At 33.0% G+C, this 23,575-nt stretch carries 14 protein-coding genes; 3 read left to right on the top strand and 11 right to left on the bottom strand.

The window, feature by feature from the left end; genetic code table 11:
- Positions 1-81: 81 nt before the first annotated feature.
- The 6 genes from AC0ONG_RS03425 to dcm all read right to left on the bottom strand — a co-directional run bounded on the left by AC0ONG_RS03425 (position 82) and on the right by dcm (position 12,388).
- Entirely contained in the window at positions 82-558 is a 477-nt protein-coding gene (locus AC0ONG_RS03425) for an HNH endonuclease signature motif containing protein (protein ID WP_136996554.1), read from the bottom strand.
- A gap of 311 nt (positions 559-869) precedes the next feature.
- A complete protein-coding gene (locus AC0ONG_RS03420; RefSeq protein ID WP_136996551.1) occupies positions 870-1,208 on the bottom strand; it encodes a magnetosome magnetite crystal formation protein family in 339 nt (112 codons plus the stop codon).
- Between the two features lie 624 nt (positions 1,209-1,832).
- On the bottom strand, positions 1,833-6,923 hold the full coding sequence (dptH, locus tag AC0ONG_RS03415; protein ID WP_136996545.1) for a DNA phosphorothioation-dependent restriction protein DptH: 5,091 nt from the start codon (positions 6,921-6,923) through the stop codon (positions 1,833-1,835).
- Entirely contained in the window at positions 6,904-8,292 is a 1,389-nt protein-coding gene (dptG, locus tag AC0ONG_RS03410) for a DNA phosphorothioation-dependent restriction protein DptG (protein WP_136996542.1), read from the bottom strand. The genes dptH and dptG overlap by 20 nt, the downstream gene beginning before the upstream one ends.
- A 3-nt stretch (positions 8,293-8,295) precedes the next feature.
- Complete coding sequence (dptF, locus tag AC0ONG_RS03405) at positions 8,296-10,668, bottom strand: DNA phosphorothioation-dependent restriction protein DptF (RefSeq protein ID WP_136996539.1); 2,373 nt, start codon at positions 10,666-10,668, stop codon at positions 8,296-8,298.
- 430 nt (positions 10,669-11,098) lie between these two features.
- Positions 11,099-12,388 (bottom strand): DNA (cytosine-5-)-methyltransferase, encoded by a 1,290-nt coding sequence (gene dcm, locus AC0ONG_RS03400; protein WP_136996536.1) that lies wholly within the window; start codon positions 12,386-12,388, stop codon positions 11,099-11,101.
- Positions 12,389-12,730: 342 nt separating this feature from the next.
- On the opposite strand from dcm, the gene AC0ONG_RS03395 reads away from it, so the two are divergent.
- The gene (locus AC0ONG_RS03395) at positions 12,731-14,119 is read left to right on the top strand and encodes a Sau3AI family type II restriction endonuclease (protein ID WP_474203513.1); all 1,389 of its coding nucleotides are present in this window, start codon (positions 12,731-12,733) and stop codon (positions 14,117-14,119) included.
- 374 nt (positions 14,120-14,493) lie between these two features.
- On the opposite strand, the gene AC0ONG_RS03390 is transcribed toward AC0ONG_RS03395, so the two are convergent.
- Complete coding sequence (locus tag AC0ONG_RS03390; protein ID WP_088015533.1) at positions 14,494-15,504, bottom strand: DUF3427 domain-containing protein; 1,011 nt, start codon at positions 15,502-15,504, stop codon at positions 14,494-14,496.
- 458 nt (positions 15,505-15,962) lie between these two features.
- Between AC0ONG_RS03390 and AC0ONG_RS03385 the strand changes: the two genes are divergently transcribed.
- Positions 15,963-17,447 carry a MutH/Sau3AI family endonuclease gene (locus tag AC0ONG_RS03385; RefSeq protein WP_136996530.1) on the top strand — a complete coding sequence of 495 codons (1,485 nt, stop codon included), beginning with the start codon at positions 15,963-15,965 and terminating at the stop codon, positions 17,445-17,447.
- A 353-nt stretch (positions 17,448-17,800) separates the two neighbouring features.
- Here the strand turns inward: AC0ONG_RS03385 and AC0ONG_RS03380 are convergent, their stop codons facing one another.
- The 3 genes from AC0ONG_RS03380 to AC0ONG_RS03370 are packed head-to-tail and all read right to left on the bottom strand — an operon-like array spanning position 17,801 to position 21,052.
- Positions 17,801-18,769: a tripartite tricarboxylate transporter substrate binding protein gene (locus AC0ONG_RS03380; RefSeq protein WP_136996527.1), complete on the bottom strand. Its 969-nt coding sequence runs from the start codon at positions 18,767-18,769 to the stop codon at positions 17,801-17,803.
- Complete coding sequence (locus AC0ONG_RS03375; RefSeq protein ID WP_118414219.1) at positions 18,766-19,443, bottom strand: response regulator; 678 nt, start codon at positions 19,441-19,443, stop codon at positions 18,766-18,768. Before AC0ONG_RS03375 ends, AC0ONG_RS03380 begins: the two co-directional genes overlap by 4 nt.
- A 19-nt stretch (positions 19,444-19,462) precedes the next feature.
- Positions 19,463-21,052, bottom strand: a complete 1,590-nt coding sequence (locus AC0ONG_RS03370) for an ATP-binding protein (protein WP_136996524.1) — start codon at positions 21,050-21,052, stop codon at positions 19,463-19,465.
- Between the two features lie 225 nt (positions 21,053-21,277).
- Here AC0ONG_RS03370 and AC0ONG_RS03365 point away from each other — a divergent pair, with 225 nt between their 5' ends.
- Complete coding sequence (locus tag AC0ONG_RS03365) at positions 21,278-22,600, top strand: MFS transporter (protein WP_000035836.1); 1,323 nt, start codon at positions 21,278-21,280, stop codon at positions 22,598-22,600.
- A gap of 491 nt (positions 22,601-23,091) precedes the next feature.
- Here the strand turns inward: AC0ONG_RS03365 and AC0ONG_RS03360 are convergent, their stop codons facing one another.
- On the bottom strand, positions 23,092-23,574 hold the full coding sequence (locus AC0ONG_RS03360; RefSeq protein WP_000447112.1) for an antitoxin YezG family protein: 483 nt from the start codon (positions 23,572-23,574) through the stop codon (positions 23,092-23,094).
- Between the last annotated feature and the right edge of the window lies 1 nt (position 23,575).

Here is a 23,575-nt window from a genome sequence, read left to right as displayed (position 1 = left end):
GTTATATAAAATATTATGATTGCTCTTTTGTATAACGACCTATGATTAATCTTTTAAAAAAAACTAAATTCATGCTATTTTTTAACAAATAAGTTCTAGGTAATCATATTTCCCCAGTTTCATTAAGTTACAAGGTGAACAAAGATACTGCATATTTTTAATCTCATCCACTCCACCTTTAACCAATGGAATCTTGTGGTCCACCACTATATTCTTATCAGACTGACAATACGAACAAAATTGTTCGTTAGGATTTATTTGCTTAAATAGTTTAGCAAGTGATTTATTACGTCGAGTGTTCGTATTCCCCGTATAATAATTCCAAAGGGCACTAATTTGCTCTTCGTTCGGCATTTTTTTACATTTAATACTTAAATAATCTCTAAAATAGATCCTACCCAAATTACTGGTTTTCCAACTTAATAATTCCTCTTCACTAGGTCGAAGCAAATCTACAATCACTTCTTGTATATATGGGAGAACTTGTAGAAAAAGCTTCTTTCTATCAATTTCGAAATTTTGTAATAACTCAATAGTTCTGTTTAAATCTTTCTGCACTCAATATCACCTTCTATTGATTTAACATCAAATCTCTTAGAGGTTTGATGTTCTTTGTTACTCTTTGATAAAAACTCAAATAGCAAATAATTTGATATAATTGCTTGTACTCCTACTAACAGTTTTATCCACGCTATGATTAAATTATACCTTTTTCTATATTTTTGATATAAGTGCCAATCTCAACATACATAATTTTACAGATGATCAGAGGTTTTTAGAACGAGCTTTACATACAGTAAAGCAACAAACAACACTGCAATCATAACAAAAATTCGCTTCCCCCTTATCTTCACTTCTTGTTTCATTATCTATTCTCCTTTCACTACATACTTATCTTCTTTAAATAAAGGAATTCGAATGAAATAGCGATATGATTCGTCGTGTATTACTTTCCACGCAACAAAGATCACTTGAACTACCTCAAAAGCAAATACGATCCAAAACAAAAAATCACTAATACGCGAACTAATATTAAATAGAAGAAAAATTAACAAATGAAAGTTGAACGCCTTTCGGCAATGATATTTGTACACCTCATTTTTACGTGCCAGTGTGATGTACATGAATAGTGGTGAAAAAATTCCTATTGCGGCTGAGAATAATAGCATGATGATGGTATTTCTTTTTTCTTTTGTGGTGGTTTTCATGAGTGGTTTGGTCCCCCTTTTTGATCTGTCTTCTTTAGGTTAGGGGGTGACGTTGGGGGAGGTGCAAGAAAGAAACTATAATTAGTTCTGAAAAAATAGACACAATGAAACATCTTACATACTCCACTGTGTCTATTTACCTCATTAAAAAATTGATTAGCTATCAAAAAAACATTTGAAATAGATACTGCAGCCAAAATAACATACATGTAATAAATATCCCAAACACTACGTTTTCATTAAACTTCTTAAAAATAACATTCCATTTAACTACAATATATTGATTCACGACACACCAATAGAGGAGAAACAAGATTGAAATACCAGTCAAAGGAATCATAAAATTCACCGCTCTGCCCCCTTTCATTTTTATGATTCACCTATTATATCTCCACTAAATTAAAAGATCAACTATATATACTCTTTAAATACTAAGAATTTATCTAGTCACAAACTCCCCTCATCTTTATCTATATGAAAATCACTTAAGAATTTTAGAAAGCTTGACAAGGTGGACCTCCTACTAGTTCTAGGTTTCAACATGCTTAACAATAGAAAAAACCACCCCAAACAGATATAATGTCCAAGATGGTTTTCTAAAACTTTCATAGCACTATTAAATTATTACTTCAACCTATCCTGCAACGCACTAATATTAATAATTACAGGACTACCTGACTTCAACGTACCATCTTTCTGTAACATTGGTCCCGAAGTGATACATTGACCTTTCTTTAATGTTGCAAGTCGTTTTTCCCATTCTTTACGTACAGCTGAATCTTGAGCAAGGTTTGATGCAATAGCACTAATTTCATTTTCTGGTGGCATGAAATATACTTTTTGACTTGAATTCTGTAGTCTTGAAATTTCATCCGTTGTAAATTGTCCTTTTAATGATTGTGTTGCATACCAACCTGACCAACCAAATTTTCTTCCTTCAGTTAAAATTTTGGCGCTTGGTGATTTTTCTCTATGATCAAGATTTTGTGCTTCATCTAATATAACTGGAAATGGTTTATTTTTATCTCCGTGGTGCAATTGATAGTTCCAAATATCCCACAAGATAAATTCTGTAATCATGAGCTGTACCTCGCGACTAAACCCTGTTAATTGTACAATAAATACCTTACCTTTCTGGTTTAGTATTTCTCCCCAATCACAGATGGCACTATGATTAAATGGATTCTTATCAATAAATGGCTTAATTAGTGATTTTGTAGTTTTAGCAGGGCCAGAAGTATCTTCTTCCAATTCTGCTAATAAGAATTCCAAATTCATATTTTCACCATGTTTATCTAAACCACACATTACCGCTTCATATATAGTGTTTTGTTGCTGACTACCTAATCCTTTATATACAGCTGCAAATACACTTTTGATTCTTTCAGCAATGTCTGTATTATCTTCATCAATATAAATGTCCTCATCCAATTCTTTTTGATTTCGTTTAAATGGATTTATTGGAAATTTGTCTTTTGCTACTAAAAATTGTTCAATATTATCTTGAAGTTTCTCTTTAAATTCCGGTTCTAACTTAGAATTCTTGAATCCATCTGTATAATCAAATATCATACTAGAAATTCCGTTTTGCGCCAGTTCGAGAAGTAAACATTGAATAAAATAGCTCTTACCTTGCCCTGATTTACCCGAAATTAAAATATGTCTATTTGCTAGCTCTGGGTTTCCGAATTCCCAATATATTTCTTGAGTCGACCCCTCTACCGTTCCTAACAAAACGCGGATATCCTTTAATCCTTTTGTTTCTTTTTCTTTGTCTTCTACTACTTCTTGAGAAGGAGGTACAGTTGAAACTACTTTATTGCTAGAATCTTTTAACTCTTGATTGGAGTCATGATTCTTATTCAATAATCTATCTGGATTAATATCAGTTCCACCCGAATGGATTTTCATTTTGAGTGCCTCAATTTCTTCGACTACTCCTTCATATCCATCCTCTTCGGTTAATTCCACTAATAAAATATCTTCTTCAATTTTAATAGATCTCCATGATTGTTCCTTTTTGAATGATAAAATTGCACCTTTTCCAATTTTACTATCCAAATGTCCACTCATCTCGTAATCATCATTTAATAATCTTTTCTTTAGTTCTTCAATTTTCTCATAAGATTTTTCTGGCCAAATGTTGTTTGCAATAAATTTCTCAGCATTCGCTAGCAGTAACTGTACGAAGAAATTCCGGAAAAACTTATGTTTAAATACATGTAAACCATCTTCACTTGTTTTAGAAAGTTGCGTATCAAATAGTTGCTTAGTAGCATTAATTTGCTCTTTTGCTTTTGCAATAGCACTGTCTTGATTTAAGCCGATTTTCACTTCCACTGGATAATAATGCACTGATAATTTATCATCTTGCATTTCTACTCCGATTAACAGTAGATCATCACTATGCGCACCTTTTCCGCCTAGATTTTTCGCAGAAAATACACCTTCACTTTTTGTTAATTTCACCGCTCCAGCAACACGCAATATTTCTTCTAATGAGATAGGAACCCATAAAATATTCTCATGATCTAAAGCACTTAGTATATATTTCACAGCTGAAATAATACTTAACTTTTCTCTTGAGAATTGTCCCTTACTTCCTATAATTCGTAGTAACCACTCACCATTTAAACTATTGAAAGCTCTAATAGCTGTATTAATTTTTTCAGGTGTCGATACAATTTCTTTTTCTGCCAAATACTGTTCAATAACCGCTCGATATTGTCTTGCTTTATCCGTTACTGTAATTGCATCATACTGGCTTGATGAAGAATATTGATCACTATAATGAATAACCAATAAATTACTTGATGAATCTTGGAAGAAATCTAAACCAACATTAGGTTCAATAAATGTTACCCAATAAGAAGATTCATATAAATGTTCCAAAACTTGTTCATCATAGGTAGATGTTCTCGTAACAATTGTTTCGTTCTTACGGTAAGGGTTTGTACCATCGTTATTTAAATTACTTCCTAATTCATTCATTCCTCTAGCAGTTTGAATTAACAAATGTTCATTATTCAATACATTTTTCAATCCAAATCCTGTACGATAATCTACTTCTGTACTAATAGATGATAGAGATGATAACATTCCATTTAAAGATAATCCTGTTTCAATATCTTCCATTGTACTTTTCGCATGCTTCTCATTTGAAATCATTTTATAGAATGAAATGTGAGCGTAACCATATTCTTTCGAACCAATAAGTTTATAATAGAAAACATTTTCTCGAATCAGCCTTAATACGTCTACAGCATCGAGATTCTTTGATGCTAACGATAACTCAAAGAACTCCTCAAATTTTTGAACATCATCATATATAGAAAATTTTTCAAAGGCGCTCAGTGCATCACTCTCATGATATAAGGCAACCTCTACTGGTATAATTTTAGATGGCCCTTTTTTATCTATCTGCTTCTTAATAAACTGTACTAAACCTCTTACAACTTCTTTATCATTATTTATATTAATCACATTGATTCGTATCGGAGATTTAGATTCTTGTAAAAATAAGTATTGGAAATGCTCCACAAATTGTTGAAGCTTTTCTTCAACTACATTAGCTAAAAATGCATTAGATTCCCCAATCGCAACCTTATGAAGTGGTTCATAAACAGTCCATTCAGGTGCTTCATTTTGAGAAACTGGTCGATACAATTCATCATTCTGTCCATATATATATGGCAATAGATTATTAGGATGCAAACGGTTTAAAATATGCATTTCAACTACTTCGTTTTTAATTTCATCATTAATACTTAACTGATAGGCAACATTAAGAGGATGCAACGGTGTTAGTATGACTCTTTGTTCCTCTTCAATAACTCCCAATTTAAACAGATTCTTTTCTTCTTCTTTTAACATTACATTTTCTTGTATATGAGCAACGCTTTCGTTAAAAGCCTTCAAGTATCTTATAGATAGCTCTCTTAATTGATCATCCATAAAACAAAGACTAGGAAGCGTATTATTAAACTTATAGTAATTTAATAATTGTTGATACGTATCTCTCAATGATGGATTAATTGATAATTCAACCTTATTTAAACCTGATACTCCTCTAATCGCAAAAATAATATCATTTTCAATCCATACTCTTTCATCTTGCAAATAATTTCGAAATCCTTCTCGTGCTGAAAATCCACTTGTACCTTGTTTTAATTTATTTGTATCAAAGTTATATTCAAAGCTTTCTTGATGTTCTCTTTTTAATTTCCATACCCTTTCTCCTGATACTGGAACAGTCTTTGCAACTTGTTCTCTAATAAGAATAGGAATTAAAGATGTTTCGATTTGAATAGAAAATGATAAGCTATCGTCATTCCATGCAGGGGAAGATTCAGAAGCTTCAAAACTTCCACCTTGCCAATTTATAATCTGTGCATCTTCTTCAATGAATACTTCTTCTGATTCGCTAGAAATATCTCCAAAAACAATGCTTTCTTCAGCTTTATTTATAACTAGATTTTTTTTATTCACATTGACTTCATAAATTGTTTGAAGAGATTGTAAAAAACCAGCTTCGCATTCTACAACAGCAATATGAAACTCATATTTCGACTTAGACTGCATCTTATGTGTATATACAACTTTATGGAATGAAGTCACATTTTGCTTATGTGCTAAACTAACAGTTAACTTTTTCCCAGATATTTCACAAAAATCCTGTGAATTTTTATGAATGTATTCCTTTTTCAACTTTTCTTCAAATTCAAAGTTCAGGTTGATATCTTCTATCTGTGTAGGATTAAAAACAATAATATGTCGTTTACGTCTCCCAGCCTTTGTATCAGCCTGCGCTTTCTCCCAGTACAACAAACCCTCTTTTGAATATTTCTTTGTGGATTCAATGTATTCTAATGCACGATCTGTTGCCATCAAATTGTCATTAGACTCTTTAACAAAAACATAATCCTCTTGCTGCCAATCTTCTTTCTTTAAACGAGAAACACCTTTCTCATCAAATAATTTTTCTAATTGACTCTCTAAATGCTCATATTCATGCATATGTTGTACTTTCTCAAAGAATGAAGCATTCTCTTCTAATCTTTTTCTCATTTGAGCTGAAGTAAATTGATTTAAATTTTCATCATAGAAAATACCTAAATTAGAATAATCTTCTCTAGTAATCTCTTGTTTTGATAAAAAACCAAGAATTTCTTCATAATCCCAAAGAGATGGTCGCACAATTGTATCATCTAATTTTTTACGTAAATAAAATGATAGTACTTCCTTCTCTTTTTTGTTTAAAGCAGAAGTTTCAATTTCTTCTTTTAATGTTTTCAAAATTGATTTCACATTAAACGGCATGCCCTCTTTTTGTAAATCACTGCTACCACCCTTAATACTGTCCAGTGTCTCATGACATATACTAAGTAAAGCTGTTTTCTCCCAAACATCCTTTTGTTCACCGACTTCATTACGCAGTGTTACTAGAAAGTCCGGAGTAACATTTACCGATGTAGTCGCAACAACTACCTTTATTTCCTCTGAAACCTTAATAGTAATCGTTTCGTATGGAGTTCCCTGCTTATGCTGATAATAAAACGCTTGCGATAAATCGTGTTCTTTTAAAGTATCGTAAAATGCTTGCACTTGTTCATGATTATCAAATTGAAGGTAAAATCGCTCTCCACCTCTAAGGTTTTCCGCTTGTAAATAATTTATTAGTTTATCTGAAAGATAATTATAAAATTGGTTTAACATACTGTGCATCACCGCTATCACTTTTTTTGTCTATTAAATTCAGCTTATCAAATAATTGTACAATTTCTTCTTTCGAATACCGATCAAAGAATAAACCTCTAGCCTCTAAATCTATAAATACTTGCTTCAAAGGTTTTCTTTCCTTTTTCAAGCTCAATGCTGTTAGTAGCAATAACATATCTTGACTAATATTAAGCATATAACCAAGTGACCCTCTAGTTTTTAAGAAGTATTTTTTTCCGATCTCCTCTATTGATAAAAAATACCTATTTCGAGACCCTAACATTGTACTTTTTTCATAAACTTCTTTTATATTACGAAATAGATACTGCACAAGCGTATCATATTCTAATACTAAATCTTCTTCATACACTCTAAGGCCTGAATACTTTCTATGTTCTATAATCCAATCACGAAGCATCCCTAAAAACATTTCCTTATCCTCATTAGATAATTGTTGATACGTAACCTTCAACTCAGGGTAACCAACCGCTTTTTCGACTCCCATCAAGAAATTTAAATGTTCTAAGCAATTAATATGAAGTAGTAAATGTCTACCTGTATCTTTAATCATTTGATAACCATGAGTATAGCCTTTTCTATTCTTACTTGTAGACTCCCAATCAAGTGTAAAATAAACTTCGTTGTTCTCATTAAAGTTCGCTTTTCCAACTTGTGAAAGCTTTAAAGTCAATTGAGTAATATATAAGAAGTAATAATAACTAAGAAATAAGTGGTAATGAGTTCTAAAATAATCTTTATGCTCCGCTAAAAATTTAAAATCTTCCTGGAATAATTTCGAAACAAATGGAAACTGGTTAACATAAGGACGACGTTCTTTTTCGTCGTTCTCCAAATGATTTAATTGTTTTAAGACAAGGCGTGACATTAAATCTGTCGAATCACTTTTTCCAAAAACCTCTTTTACCGATTCTTTTTCGTCTAATAAGACGTCTAAAAGAAACCTAGCAATCTCTTTTTCTCCTTTTTTATCTGCACTTTCACTTAACGGTAAATATTGAAATAAATGCAAATGAAAAATTTTAATTGTATTGTCACTATCCTGCAGAAAGGTACGTAGTATTTGTTCAAATTGCGACTTATCTTGCTTTGATACATCAACAGATTTACTAATCTCTCCAATAAGTTCTTCTAGGTTAACTTCCATCTTTAACTTATTTCCGCTAACAAGACGCGTAAATTCTCCTAATACTCCCTGAAACCCCTTTACAAATTTTGCTCGCTCTGGTTCTCGTGTAGAGAAAGGTAACAGCGGAGCTTTTTTATTTATTATATGTTTTACTCCTAATTTTTCCGTTTTAATACTCAGCGAAATTTTCAAATCCTCTAAATTCTTTCTTACAATCATTTTCTAATCCCTTCTAAACGTAAATTCTTCAAAATCTTCGTCATATGTCAATTTGAACATTCCATTTTCATTAGATTGAACAAACAATAATTCTTTTTCTCTATTTCCTAATTTCATTATCTTATCCACAAATTCAACGAACTGAATACAATCTTCTTTATCCTTTTTATTCGGACGATAACCTTTTGAAAGTTTAACCATCATTTCATATAATGGATAATCAATTTCTAAATATACAGGAGCTACTTTATCTTCATTGGAAAAAGCAAGTAATATATTTAATTTAAATCGATTTAAAACCTCCGGTCCTATCCCTTTCAAATGTCCTACAAACGGCTTGATTTTAAGAGACTGTGCAACCTGAGTAGTATCATTTGAGTAATCCATAAATACATAATCTGACTTCGGACTTCCGTTCCATAAGAAAATTGATTTTCTCGCTAAATTATACATACCTTTTAAATCAGATCGATTTCCTTTATTAAAAGCATATAAATATTCCATATATTTCTTATAATTTTCATCCCCAAATATTTCATTTAAAACCGAAGATAAAAAGAATGACATACGTATTAATGTTTTATTGAATACCTGTCTAGATGAATCACTTAGCTCAAAGAAAGACCCCATCTCTTCTAGCTCTTCTATCCATCCATCAAATCCATGTAAATTCAAATGCTTTTGGAAAGTATTCCTCATATTTACTGAATTGTTTAGCTCAATTAGCATTTGGTCTACACTGTTTGATCGTAAATGAATAGGATCCATTTTAGAAATAACTGCTAGTAAATTTGATTTTTCTTGACCATCAAATAATAAATTCGGTAATAAGGCTTCGGTTTTTTCCATCATACCTGCCCCAAGAAAATCTTCATTCCCATGAGAAGGCACTAAAATATCATAAATAAAATTAAGCATGGAACGTGTCGAAATAATCATCTTATGCTTAACTATTGCTTCAATTAATATACTTAAAACACCATCTCGTATTTGTTGTTGTTGCAATAACTCATAATTCACCATAAAGAATCCATTTATACCACGTTGCTTATCCTTCAAATAAGCTTGATAGAATGGATTTTTTTCTGACTCAACCACAATTCGCTTTAAAATAGATGAAAAATAATCTGATTTTGGCCCTTCACTAGTTAATTCAAAAGGTTGATAATCACTAAAGTTAATCAAGTGAAAATTACCGCTTTGTTGATTAGTAGCAATTTCATTTGCCTCGAATATTCCTGATTCCTCAATAAATTTTGTTAAAATTTGATAGTGCTCTTTTGCATAATCTGATTCAATAAAGTTATGCAGAACTCCTAGGTTAATAGCTAAAATTAGCTTGAATCTAGAACCATCAATCTCACTATCACTATATGGCTTTAATACTTCCGCTAATGTATCAAGGGAACTCTTTTGTGGATCAAAACTTTCCGTAGCATCATTATGCACCGAAAACTCTTCCATCAATTCAGGATATTTATTTTTCACATACGATAATAAATGTGATTTCCCATCTCCGACGCTACCACACAAGAAAATTAATTGACTTGTATTTTGCCCAGCCGCTGCTGTTAGAGCAGACATCATATCGTTCTGTATCGTTCTTTCAACATGTAAATAATCCTTAAATGAACTAAATTCACTAGGATTTTCGATAGCCTCTTGAGATGATTCTTTCAGCTTCGAGAGTTCTGCTAGTAAATAGCTCTCTCCTTCTCCTAAAATAAAATCATCATACACAAAATTGTTATCTGCTTCTGCTTCTTCTTCACTATCCACAGACTGTTTATCTTCAATTTCTAACCCTACCGCAATCTCAGCGTTATTTATTTCTGTTAATTCCTCAGTTTGATTTGATGTATTTTGTTTACTTGCAATCTCAATTAGTACTTTTATCTTTTCTTCTAAACTAGCAGATATCTTTTCTTCTAATTTCTCCACAATATGTACACTACTCTTCGGCTGTGGGTGTTTATATTTCGGGGCAACAAACTCATAACTCCCATATACCTCCATAAACCACACTGCAATTTGAAATAGATTTTTATGCATTTTAAAGGCACTCTCTACTCCACTTTCAATATGTTCGTGTGCTGCTTTATTTCCTAAATAACGAACCGTATCAAATGCGCGTGCAATTTCCTTTGATAAAACACCTTCTTTTTCCAATTCTTGAATCCGATCCACTTGCTTTAAATATTGAATATCATATAATTTATCTTTTTCAGCAATGCGCTTTGATAATAACTCTGAAAATATTCTCCCCTTAATTAAAACCGATTGGGGATCTTGATAAAATATATTTTCAATATCCCTCCCAATTTCCGCTAACTCAGGGAATATCTCTTGTAGAAAATCAAATGTATATTTCTCCAATGATGTAACACCTCTTAATATAAAAATACGTTTCGAATATATTCCATATTATACAATATCTACAGAGGAATTGTTGGTGTTAAGGTGCTATAAAATAATTACAATATTTTCTTAAATTTAATCCTATTTTATAAAAGCAACAAATTCTTTTTTGACTCATCATCTATAAAATCCATAATATGATTTTTATTGGGCACCTTAATTCCAAGTAACCAAAAGAAGCCTAACTCTGTTTCCATTAGACTTCTTTAAAACTTAAACACTAAATAATTTTTTATATCCTCCGCATCATCAAATATCACCAATTCTAAAGTATTTCCTTTTATAGCATCTTCCATAATCTTTTGTTTCTTTTTCCAATAAATTTAAAGCAACCCACTTTCTATATATAAAGTAGGTTGCTTTAATATGAGTTATATTCTTTTATACATTATCCTTTGAGATTCATGCTCAGCTGTACAGAACTTTCCATCTCTTCTTCTGCCATAATCTCCACAATTCTTTCACCCATTCGCTCCACCAAATCAACCACTAAAGCATTTCCCATACAAAAGTATCTGTTTCTTTGTGGCATTCCTGTATTCGTCCAGCCCATCGGGAAACCATTTAACAGTTCACATTCAGCTGGTGTTAAATATCTTAGTCTTTTTGTATAAGGATCTTCAATAACATGGGAACTTCTATTACATGTTCCTTCACTTGTTAACATTGTACGTCCGGGCTTATCTAAATCATCAGGGAAAGCCATCCCTCCCTCAGAGTAGAAATATTTATGCCCTGTCGCCTTCGATACTCTTTCTTCTTTCTTAGGGCCTTTGAGATACTTAAGTTCCTCAAATTCCGTTCTTCCCTTTTTATTAACTTTATCCATTTTCAAATAATAAGATTCATCCGCAGGACCAAAGTTATCATATACTTTCTTAACTATCTCACCTAACGTCTTGGGATTCTCAGTTACCGGCACTACTTCCTCAGTATATACTTGTCCTTTTATCATCACACCAGAATTATAATATTCTGCTTTAAATGTATCAGAAACCTCCACAATATCATTCGGCAACCCAAACTGACCTCTTTTTTTGTTTTCTTTAGGTGCCTCAAGTACTTTAAATACCGGGGCAAAAAATCCATTCTCACACAGCACTTCTAATGGCTCCACCTTACTTTGAATAGTAGCAAAACCAGACCCATCTAGATATGCAAATATAAATACTCTTCGTCTTCTTTGAGAATTTCCATAATCCGCAGCGTTAATAACTCTCCATTCCACTACATATCCTGCATCTCTAAAACTCGCCAGCATAATAGAAAAGTCACGACCTCTTTGTTTTGCTGGTGACTTCAATAATCTATCTACATTCTCCAACAAAACAAATCTTGGCTTGCGAGAATTAACTATTTTCATTATCTCCCAAAAAAGAACACCTTTTTTCCCTTGTATTCCTTTTTCATTGGATAAAGTACGTGCTACAGAATAATCTTGGCAAGGGAATCCACCTACTAATAAATCATGCTCAGGTATTTCCGGCCAAGCTTCTGCTATATCTCTATTTACATGTATTCCTTTATTTTCAAAGCGAGTTGCATAACAATTAAATGCATGTTGTGCTTTAGTTGAGGGCTCCCACTGGTTTCCCCAAAGAACTTCAAAGTTTTTGTTTGCTTCCAGTCCTAATCTAAAACCTCCTACTCCCGCAAAAAGTTCTACTACTTTCACCATAAATACACGAACATCCTTTCGGTATTTTATTTATCTATGCTTCATTATAATAAAAAGTGAGGAAAAGATCAACTATAACATTTCATGAACCATACTTTTTTACAATTCCTTATTTTGGCTTGTAACAATTAAGAAAACAGTTCGCTACTATATCAATATTATAAAGGAAGAAACTTCCCTTGAACAGATCCAATATAGCCGTTATTTAATAAAACAAATCGTCTTTTCCTTCTCATAAATTTTACTTATATAAAATTGAAACAGCTTTTTATTATAGCATAACTTTAATATGTATTGTTTAAAATCATACAACGAAGCACTAGATACAGAAAGGAGATTATTATGGACTACACTACAATAGAAGAACTAATGAAAAAAGCGCATGAAGCTGAAGGAAAAATATTTGGTGAAATTGATACAACTGACCGACTCGCAAATGCGAAATCAAAAGGTGCGCTAGGGCAAGTAATCGAGGAAAGCTTTTTTGGATATGAAGTCAATTCAAACGCAGAAGCTGACTTTAAACACCTTGGTATTGAACTTAAAGTAACTGCATTTAAACAAAATAAAAACGGTTCACTATCCGCCAAAGAGCGGCTAGTCTTAAATATTATCAACTATATGGATGAGGTTCATACACACTTTGAAACATCAAGCTTTTGGAAGAAAAACGAAAAACTACTATTAATGTTCTATAAATGGGTACCTGGTGTAGACCGTAAAGATTTTCACATTACAAAAAGCCTTTTATTCACCTATCCCGAAGCTGATTTAGAAATAATTAGACAAGACTGGGAAACCATCATAAATAAAATTCGTGCCGGCAAAGCACATGAATTATCTGAAGGTGATACAAACTATTTAGGAGCTTGCACTAAGGGTTCCAATAAAAATTCACTTCGCTCACAACCGTATTCTGAAATTCCAGCAATGCAAAGAGCTTTTTCTTTAAAGCCTTCTTATATGACAGCACTAGTTCGCAGATATCACCTAAACGAAGAATTAGTAAGTTTTACAACAACAAATGAACTAAAAGGAAAATCTTTAGAAGAAATCCTTTATTCAAAATTTGAAAATTACATAGGCTTAACTGATCAAGAAATCGCTCAAAAATTATCTATTGATTACAAACCTACAACCAAAAGCTTTGTTCCACTATTAGTAAGCTCTTTACTTGGTATCAAAGGAACTCGAATCGATAAAATTGAAGAATTTGCGAAAGCTAATATAGAATTTAAAACAGTTCGTTTAGAGCCCAACGGTAAACCCGAACAAAGCATGTCATTTGAAACAATCGATTTTCATCAATGGACAAACGAATCCTGGGAAGAAAGCGAAATTAGAGAACGCTTCTATCAAACAAAGTTTTTATTTGTAATTTTTGAATTTAACCAAACAAAAAAAGAAAATCCAAATCGTAACCTCTACTTTAAAGGTATTAAACTTTGGAACATGCCTGCTCCTACAATAGAAAAAGAAATACGTGAACTATGGGAAGAAGTTAATAAAGTAATACATGAGGGTATTCAAATTGAATATAAAAAACGTGGTGACAAAGTCGTCGAAGCAAATAACCTACCAAAAATAAACTTCAACAGTGTCGCGCATATTAGGCCAAAAGCCCGCAACGGTGCCGATAAAGTAACTTTACCTGATGGCCAGCAAATTACAAAGCAGTGTTATTGGTTAAATAATTCGTACATAGCTGATATTATTGCTGATAAAAAATAATACGGAGTCAAATTTCTTGTTAAAGGATTAACCATCCCTATTAAAAAGGCAGATATCACTTCCCCCTAAAGACATCTGCCTTTTATCTATTTGTTACTACTTTACAAATAGTACGTCTAAAGAAAAATAGATACTTCAAAATAGGGGATAAATCATCTTATTAATCATTTTGCCAAGCCAGTTCGTAATTGTTACAAATAATACTATATCCAAATGTATATTTTATTCCATAAAATCACTGTTCAGAGTTATATCTTATTGATGTTCTTGCAACATTATTTTATCAAAACATTAAACTATTAATTGTAATAAGTCCAAATTCACTATTTACATATATCACACCAAACAATATAAAACTCAAGATATGAAACCTTTCAAAACCTCGCTGAATACTGTACTGGTTTCAAATTAAGCCTCTTATTTAAATTACCCTCTATTTTATAAAATTTACCACTATTAGTTGCAACATTGTATTCGTATACCCTAATTAATTGATAAGAATTAGAATGTTCTTCAGCAAAAGCAAGTTCATTGGGAGAAATAAAGAAATCTGAGTTGATGCCCCCAGTTGTAGTTTTAACTTCAAGATAAAGTGGTGAACCATCTTCTTTAAAGGATCGGATATCATATCCTGCACCATCACCTTCTACAACTGATGTATGTATAATCTTCTCTGCTAAATCATGACGTCCAGCATTGATAAATTGTGTATGTATGTAATCTAAAACAAGTAATTCCCCTAGCAAACCCATTTTTTTATTTTTTTTATCACTAACTTCAAAATCATTCTTTTTAGCTCTAAAATTATTTTCCCGTTCTTGGCGCTCCCTTTTTTCCGGTTCACTTGTTTCAAGTAAACTATTTCCCTTTACATCATAAGACGTAGATAATTCTTTTACTAAAGTTAAATCTAACGTAGTGCAATCTTCATTAGTGGCAAATTCAAAATCTAAAAGCTGCCACTTAAACAAAACTGGATGTTCTTTTTCTAAATCATGAGCTAGATAAGCAAGTCTCCCCATATAAGTAAATGGTTCTGTTTTATTTGTTTTGGGATTAATTTTTCGAGTTCGTAAAAACAAGTAAATATTATGCTTTTGATGATCATGGCTAATAAAATCTAAGATTTGAGGATGTTTTAACCCTTGTTTCTTTTGCGATTGCCATGTAAGAACTCCCTTTTCTGTGATACTTTCTTTGAATTCTTGACCTAGTTTATCCTGGCCAAAAGTTACGAAGAAAACATACTCACGTGGACGATCTAGAATTTTCACAATACCATGAATTCCCCAAGTACCAGCACCCGGTGTAAATGGTGTAACACCATCAAAAATATTATATATATCTTCACGGGTATATTGATTAAGTAACTCTAATTTTTTCAACCTTTTATCTCCTTTCCCTATAATAACGACTCTTTACAATATAGAGATAACCCACTATAAAACTATTAAATTAATAATTCCTCTACATACTTCTTTCCTAGGATACACCTTATTCCTCCTATTTTTAGACGTATAAAATTTATTTTCATATTTTATGGCCCACTTAAAAACTTCATATTAAAATAACAAAATTAAATTCTATCAAATAATATTGAAAAGCCAATTTAGTGTCTAATTTTTCATATTAGCTTTTTCAAAACCATTGTTCTGTATATTATTTCCTCTTCTTCATCTAAATACATAATATCCCTTTTATAAAGAATAGTAAATAAACTCCCTTATTCCTTTAAAAGGAATAAATTTGAAGTTATTCATAAAATTTAATTACCAATAAGATGAAACAATGTATTATATATACATAGAATATAATCATAGAATATAAAAAGGAGTATTCTCTCATGGCTTTACATAAATTCACACGAAAAGAATTAGATAAAATTTTTCAAAACGCTGTAGGTAATACACTTGGAGATTGTGATGTTAACAATGTCTTTGCAAAGACTATTAAATCACCTAAAATTACTGGCATTGCTGGAGACGTTGTAGAGCAATCTATCTTAGGTTATCCCCCTGATACAGATAAAAAACCTGATTTAATTGTGGACGGTATTGAAACAGAATTAAAAACAACTGGTATTCGTAGACCTAAGAAGAATAGTAGAACCAAAAAAATATCTAACACTATTTATGAAGCAAAAGAGCCTATGTCAATTACAGCTGTTTCACCTGAAGCAATCACTGATGAAGAATTTGAAACCTCTAGCTTCTGGCATAAACTAGAGCATCTATTATTAGTATATTATCACTACGACTCTCCAGAAACTGTAACAGCTGCTGAATATGCTAAATTTTTCATTGAAGGTTATCATTTTCACACGTTTTCAGATGAAGATAAAGAAATTCTAAAAAACGATTGGCTCATTGTGCGTGATTTTATTCAGCATTTAAAGGATACAAACGAGGACCCTACAGCTGAATATCCTCGAATTTCTTCTGAACTACGAAAAAGTTTAATGCTGATAGACACAGCACCTAAGTGGCCTAACCGCCCTCGTTTCCGTCTAAAACGGACTACCGTATCAACTCTAGTACAAAAACATTTTGGAGATAAATTTGAAAAGCTGGATGATACATATTTAAACTTTAAAGAACTTGATAATAAATTACATAATCTTACTCAAAAATATAAAAATAAAACGATAAGAGAGCTCATGAAAGAATTTGGCATTCTACCAACTACAAACGGATCCGCACCAAAATCTATCTCGAAACAAATTATTGTAAAAATGTTTGGGGGAACAGTGAAAAAACTAAGTAAAATTGAGTTATTTAGTAAGATTGGAATTGTTCCAAAATCTATCGTGCAAACTACCGAAAGTCGCCGTACAGAAGATATGAAATTTTGCCAAATTGACTTTGAAGAATGGACTGATCCAAAAATACAATTTGATGAATCCTTTGTCTATAACTACTTTCATGAAAAACAGTTTTTATTTATTATTTTCGAAGAGCCTTCTATGAAAGCTCCATTACTGGATAATAAATTCCTTGGATTTAAGCGACTTTCTATGAATGATAAAACTATAGAAAATGATATTAAACCTGTATGGGAAAAAGTTCGTTATTTAATTAATAATGACAAACTAGAGGAAACAATTGAGTTAGATAAAAATCATGAACCTATTATCAACAAACGTTCTAATACTGTTAAAACATCAATTAATTTCCCTAAATCAACAGAGCATTCATTTTTCATTCGTGGAACAGGCAGTGACGCATCAAAGAAACCACTTGTCATTAACGGTATCAGCATATATCAACAACAACTATGGCTTCGTGGAGATATTATTGTTTCTATGCTTAAAAATATTGATTTTATTTAAGTAATTTTTAAATTTAATCAATTTATTTATTGATTAAATTTAGTATTTATTTGAACGACTATAAATAATTTAATAAAGATTTTAATTTCACCATCCTTTTTTACATAATGTTATCTAAGGATTTGCATAAAAAATTTTTTAATATTATAGATTGATAGAGCTTAAATTGTTACAAGATTTCTTTCATATCTTATTTATAACATTTTGCCATAAATAGATTGCCAAGTACCACCTTTCATACCTGGCAGTCTATTTAAAATATAAACCCTTTTTCAGCAATATCCGTTAATATTTTGATGCTCTTCATCACTAAATAACTCATTCTTGTCGCCTAGTACTCCATCTTCTTTTAATTAATCACTAAATTTCACCATTCCCCCATACCAACCACTACTCTCCTCCAAAAACCCCCTACTCTCCCCACTATCCTTATAATAAGAATTCCAACCCCGCTCCCTCAAAATCCCCTTCCAACTATCACTCTCAACCATCCTCTTAATCACATCATCCCAATAAGCAACCTCTTCCTCAGTCATATCTTTCGGCCCCATAATTCCTTTCCAATGCTGGAAGACAACGTCAATCCCTTGTTCTTTCCACGTCGGGGTTTCTGGTAATCTGTCTAGCCGTTTTTCTGAGGATACGGCTAGTATTTTTATTTTGCCGGCTTTGTATTGTTTTTCGGCTTCGGATAGGGTCATGGTTGCAGCGTTTATTTGTTTGTTCGTTAGGGCGTTTATGATTTTTTCTTTGTTTTCGTAGACGAAGAATTGTAGTTCGGCAGGGTTTATGCCGAACGCTTTGCTTACTTGTACGAAGGATAGGTGATCGTCGTTCCCTAGGCCGGGGGCAACGCCGATTTTGAAGTTTTTCTTATCTTGTTTTAGTTGTTCCATGAGTTGTTTTGCGTTTTCTATGTTTGATTCTTTTGAGACGACAACGACTTCCCAGTCCGATGCGAGTGTTGCGAGCGGTGTGAAGTCTTTATATGTTAGTTTACTGTGGCCTAGTAGGTTGTTCGTTATGAGTAAGCTTGAGTTGATCGCGAGTACGTGACCACCTTTTTGTTTCGTATATTTCCATCCGACGTCACCGCTGCCACCTACTTTATTTGTGACAGTAATTGGTTTTGTGAAGATTTTTTCTTCTGTCAGTGTTTTTTGCATCGCTCGCGCTGTTAAGTCCCATCCTGCTCCTTGAACGTTTGGTGCAACGATTTCTACTTTGTCGATGTTCACTGTATTCGTATGGGATTTTTCCGAGGAACAACCTGCTATTACTCCTGTCATGATCCATATACATAGTAATAATCGTTTTTTCATAGTCCTCTTCCTATTCGGTACTTTCGTTCTGGTCGTCCGATAATGCCGTATGTGTATTCTACTGTGCATTCGCCGGTCGCTACTAAGTATTCTAAATATCTTCTTGCGGTTGTTCTGGAGGCCCCCATTTGTTCTCCCATTTCTTCTATTGTAATGCCCTCTTCGAATCCTTTTATAATCCCTTTCACTTTTTGCAGTGTTAACGGATCAACACCTGTCGGTAAGTTTTTTATGTCTTGTGTTTGCGAAGTCCCGAAGAAGTTATCGATGAGCGCTTGATTTATTTCATTGTTACTATGTAATAGTTGCTTTTTTCTTTTATAGTCTTCAATTGTGCGAACGAATTTTTCTAACGTGACCGGTTTTATAAGGTAGTTACTTACGCCGTTTCGAATTGCTTTTTCTAACATATGATTTTCATTTGCGGCAGTAACCATAATAACGTCAACGCTTGGAAAGTCGGCATGGATTTGTGGTAATAAGTCGGTTCCGATTCCATCTGGTAAGTAATTATCTAATAGAAGCAAATCGATTTCTTCCTTTTGTAATAGTTCCATCGTTTCTTTCGCGTTCAATGCTTTTCCAATCACTTTTACATCTTTTATTTTTGATAAAAATTCCTCTTGAATTTGTGCGACGCGGAAATCATCTTCTGCAATTGCAACCTTCAACATGTGCCCATCCCCCTGTTTGTCATGTACTTTCTCTCAATGTTTTCGGAAGGTAAATTGTAAAAATCGCTCCCCCATTTTTCTCGTTTTGAATCTCAATTGTTCCCTCTAGTAGATCTACCATTTCTTTCACGTTTGCTAGTCCGTAACCACGATCATTTCCTTTCGTTGAAAATCCTTTTTGAAAAATGGTCGTAATTTTTTCTACCGGTATCCCTGCTCCACTATCTATCACTTCAAACACAATGTCGTGCCCAATATCCGTAACGAAGAAGGAAACTCTCTTTTCCTCTCGTTCACTCACCGCATCAAATGCATTATCGATTATGTTTCCAAGGATCGTAATAAGGTGTGATACTTTTATATGGTCTGGTAACGGATGAAGCGCACTATCTCCTTCAATATGAAAATCAATTTTCTTCTCAGATGCTGTTCCGATTTTCCCTAATAAAATTGCTTGTACTTTTGCATCATGAATTTGATGGAATAAAATATGATTTTGGCTTTGATGAATATTAGATTCTTGCTGGATAAATTCAATCGCTTCTTTGTAATGCCCTAACTGAAGTAATCCTGATAAAACAAAAAGTTTATTTGTAAATTCATGCGTTTGAGCACGTAAGTCCTCTGAATACTTTCTTACCTCAGATATTGTGTTCACTAAGTTTTGCAGTTCTGTTTTATCTCTAAAACTACATACAACGCCTACCGTACTGTTATTTTCGAGTATTGGTGTCCTATTTAAAATAAACACTTTATCTTGAAACGCGATTTCTTGATCTGTTTCTAGCACTCTTTCCATATTAAAATCAGGTAAAACTTTTGAAATATGCTGCTGCATATAATCATCATTTACATGTATCATTTCTTCTGCCGAGGTGTTCATCATCGTGATAAGGCCATTTTGATCAATGGCGATAATTCCTTCTTTTATAGATAGTAGTATTGCGCTTCGTTCCCGGTATAACGCTGCGATTTCATTCGGCTCTAAACCGAGTGTATCTTTACGAATGCTACGTGCTAAAAGAATGCCGCCAACAATTCCGGCTAATAAAACCGCTAAGGAGAAGAGGATAATTTCTTTCGTTCTACTCAATATGTTAGATTCAATACCTTTTATTAAAAACTCTACTGTCACAACACCTACGACTTGATCATAGTCTCCGTTATGAACAATAATAGGTGCCTTCGCCATTAAAGCTGGTCCACTTGCACCATTTCCTTCAAGCGTATAATAACCACCAAAAGTGAGTGCTTCATAGTTATACGGGTTGTTACTCTTTGCACCAATTAACTCCGAATTAGAATGTGAATACATAACCCCATAACGATCTTCTATAATGACATAATCTGCACCAGCTTGCTCACGAACTTGTTCCGCAATGGATTGAATCTTACTTTTATGCTCGTTATTTTGAAAAGCGTCTTTTATAGCTGGCATAAAAGAAAGCGACTTCGCTGTTTGCAGTGCTAGCTGCTCCACTTGGCGCTTCGTATCAACGGACTGAATGTAAACAAATATTCCCGCTAATAGGAGAACGACAAATAAAATTAACGTAATAATTAAGCTTACTATTTTCGTTTGTAATGACACTTTGCGTGATTTCTTCATACTTCATATCCTTTGATAAAATATTCAAAACTATCAATCTCCTTTTTCTATTATTATGACAAAACTAATAATGAAGCAACTATTAAAACTCTCCGTGTACATAAAGTACAAAAAGAATAAAATTGTCATAATATTGAGATTTAATCCCGAAGACAGTACAATTCAACTACAATGAACACGCTTTCATAATTATCATTTTATTTATAAGCAAGAGGAGGAATGATTATGGCTCAAGCAAAATCTAATCGAGTCGCCGGCAATATTTTCAAAGGTTCTGTCGGCAATTTAATTGAATGGTACGACTGGTACGTTTACTCTGCTTTTGCTGTTTATTTTTCAGCAGAGTTCTTTCCTAAAGGTGATCCAACGAGTCAATTACTGAACACAGCAGCTATTTTCGCAGTTGGATTTTTAATGCGCCCTATCGGCAGTTTGCTAATGGGACGATATGCAGATCGGCACGGACGCCGGGCAGCATTAACTCTTTCCATTACGGTTATGGCCGGTGGTTCTTTAATTATCGCCTGTACACCTAGTTACGAAAGCATTGGGATTATGGCGCCGATCATCTTAGTTCTTGCCCGTTTATTACAAGGATTATCACTTGGCGGAGAGTATGGGACTTCCGCAACATATTTATCTGAAATGGCTAGTAGTGGCCGCCGTGGTTTTTATTCAAGTTTTCAATATGTAACGCTCGTTGCTGGACAAATGGTTGCGTTAGGCGTTCAAATTGTTCTTCAACAATTACTAAGCGAACCAGATATGAAAGCTTGGGGATGGCGTATTCCGTTCATTATTGGAGCAATGGGCGCAGTAGCTGTATTATGGCTTCGCCGCACGATGGATGAGTCGGAGCAATTCTCAAACATAAAATCACAAAAACGCGAAAGCGCAGGAACCATTAGCGCTCTTATGAAACATCCGAAAGCTGTATTAACAGTAGTCGGCCTAACATTAGGCGGCACTGTCGCATTTTATACGTACACAACATATTTACAAAAGTTCATGGTAAACACAGTCGGCCTTCCGAAAGAAGTTGTAAGCTGGATTAACTTTGTCGCACTACTTATATTCGTCGTACTTCAACCGATTGCAGGACTACTATCCGATAAAATCGGACGCCGTCCACTATTAATGGCTTTCGGTATTCTCGGAACGTTACTAACAGCACCGATCTTCTTCTTCATGGAAAAAACGACAGAACCAATCGTAGCATTTTTACTCATGATGGTCGGCCTCATTATCGTTACTGGTTACACATCAATTAACGCAATTGTAAAAGCCGAACTCTTCCCAACTGAAATTCGCGCACTTGGCGTAGGTTTACCATATGCACTAACAGTTGCGATATTCGGTGGAACAGCTGAGTTCATCGCATTATGGCTAAAGAGTATCGGAATGGAATCACTATTCTACTTCTACGTAGCTGGATGTATTGCAATCAGCTTTATTACGTATTGGCGTATGGATGAGTCATCGAAGACTTCGCAGATTGAGGCGGAGCTTGGTGGTGGGGATACACTAGCTAGTAATAAATCTAGTTAAAATTATGTATTCTATGTTCTTCGTTTATCTGAACTCGATTTGCTTTATATAAAAAGCATAATTCATTCATATATAATTTAAAAACCTCTACTTATATGTAGAGGTTTTTGTATGACGAAAAAACACGTAGTTCCATTGTTATTTTACAAACCCAAAATTCTCCCTCCTCATTAAAGTGGACAAATTTATTACTTAGAGTGTCTAATAAGTGTATTCCTAATTTGAAAGTAAAAGTTGACTTCCCACCAATTCCCCTAATATCCTCAAAATACACAACAAAAGTATACATTCAAGATATTGAAAATAAAGAGATAAAAGATATGAAGTAAACCCTCAAACGTCATTGTTCCGAACGGGACTATATTCTGTTCCTATCTACTCCTCTCATAATTAAGTATGAGAATTATTCATTTTAACTATTGAATTTAATAAAAAATCCTCTATGAATGATAATTCATAGAGGATAACATAACACACAATTATCAATATTTTTATTTATCTTCTATATTTTTAAGATAATTATCTAAAAACTTTTTATCAATTTCATTATCGGGAGTAATACCAAGATATTTGTATTTCCATATTATCTCCCTTTCTGTAGGATTATGTTCAGGGGATAACACATCTGTATAATCATATTCTATTTTGAATTTTCCTGAATCATGTAGAATTAATGTTAAGTTTGTCCATAATTCTTGTTCATTTTCCTTAAATTCTTCACGTAATTTCTCTAATGCGTCATATAGTTCGAATAATAAGTCATCATAAATCTCCTCATCTACATCATATACTTTTGGAATATTATTCGAATAAATAAAACCATCTTTTTTAGGAGTAGTAAAGAAGAAGTACGCTTCTGTTGAATCCTCTAATAATTCAGCATATAGATAAATTTCGTTCCATTCCCCTGGTATAATTTCATCTATTTTTGTACCTATTTCTTGATAAACTATTTCCATTTTTTCAGTTTCCATA

It is taken from the genome of Bacillus sp. TCT6 (assembly GCF_056033845.1).
Note: the sequence above shows the minus strand (reverse complement) of the source record. Positions and strands in the feature narration are given on the sequence as shown.

Excerpts from the sequence above, each read along its gene's own strand:
- AC0ONG_RS03380 (WP_136996527.1), bottom strand. The coding sequence starts at position 18,769 with ATGAAAAAACGATTATTACTATGTATATGGATCATGACAGGAGTAATA.
- dcm (WP_136996536.1), bottom strand. The coding sequence starts at position 12,388 with ATGGTGAAAGTAGTAGAACTTTTTGCGGGAGTAGGAGGTTTTAGATTA.
- AC0ONG_RS03375 (WP_118414219.1), bottom strand. The coding sequence starts at position 19,443 with ATGTTGAAGGTTGCAATTGCAGAAGATGATTTCCGCGTCGCACAAATT.
- AC0ONG_RS03370 (WP_136996524.1), bottom strand. The coding sequence starts at position 21,052 with ATGAAGAAATCACGCAAAGTGTCATTACAAACGAAAATAGTAAGCTTA.
- AC0ONG_RS03420 (WP_136996551.1), bottom strand. The coding sequence starts at position 1,208 with ATGAAAACCACCACAAAAGAAAAAAGAAATACCATCATCATGCTATTA.
- dptG (WP_136996542.1), bottom strand. The coding sequence starts at position 8,292 with ATGATTGTAAGAAAGAATTTAGAGGATTTGAAAATTTCGCTGAGTATT.
- AC0ONG_RS03385 (WP_136996530.1), top strand. The coding sequence starts at position 15,963 with ATGGCTTTACATAAATTCACACGAAAAGAATTAGATAAAATTTTTCAA.
- AC0ONG_RS03365 (WP_000035836.1), top strand. The coding sequence starts at position 21,278 with ATGGCTCAAGCAAAATCTAATCGAGTCGCCGGCAATATTTTCAAAGGT.
- AC0ONG_RS03360 (WP_000447112.1), bottom strand. The coding sequence starts at position 23,574 with ATGGAAACTGAAAAAATGGAAATAGTTTATCAAGAAATAGGTACAAAA.
- dptH (WP_136996545.1), bottom strand. The coding sequence starts at position 6,923 with ATGTTAAACCAATTTTATAATTATCTTTCAGATAAACTAATAAATTAT.
- AC0ONG_RS03395 (WP_474203513.1), top strand. The coding sequence starts at position 12,731 with ATGGACTACACTACAATAGAAGAACTAATGAAAAAAGCGCATGAAGCT.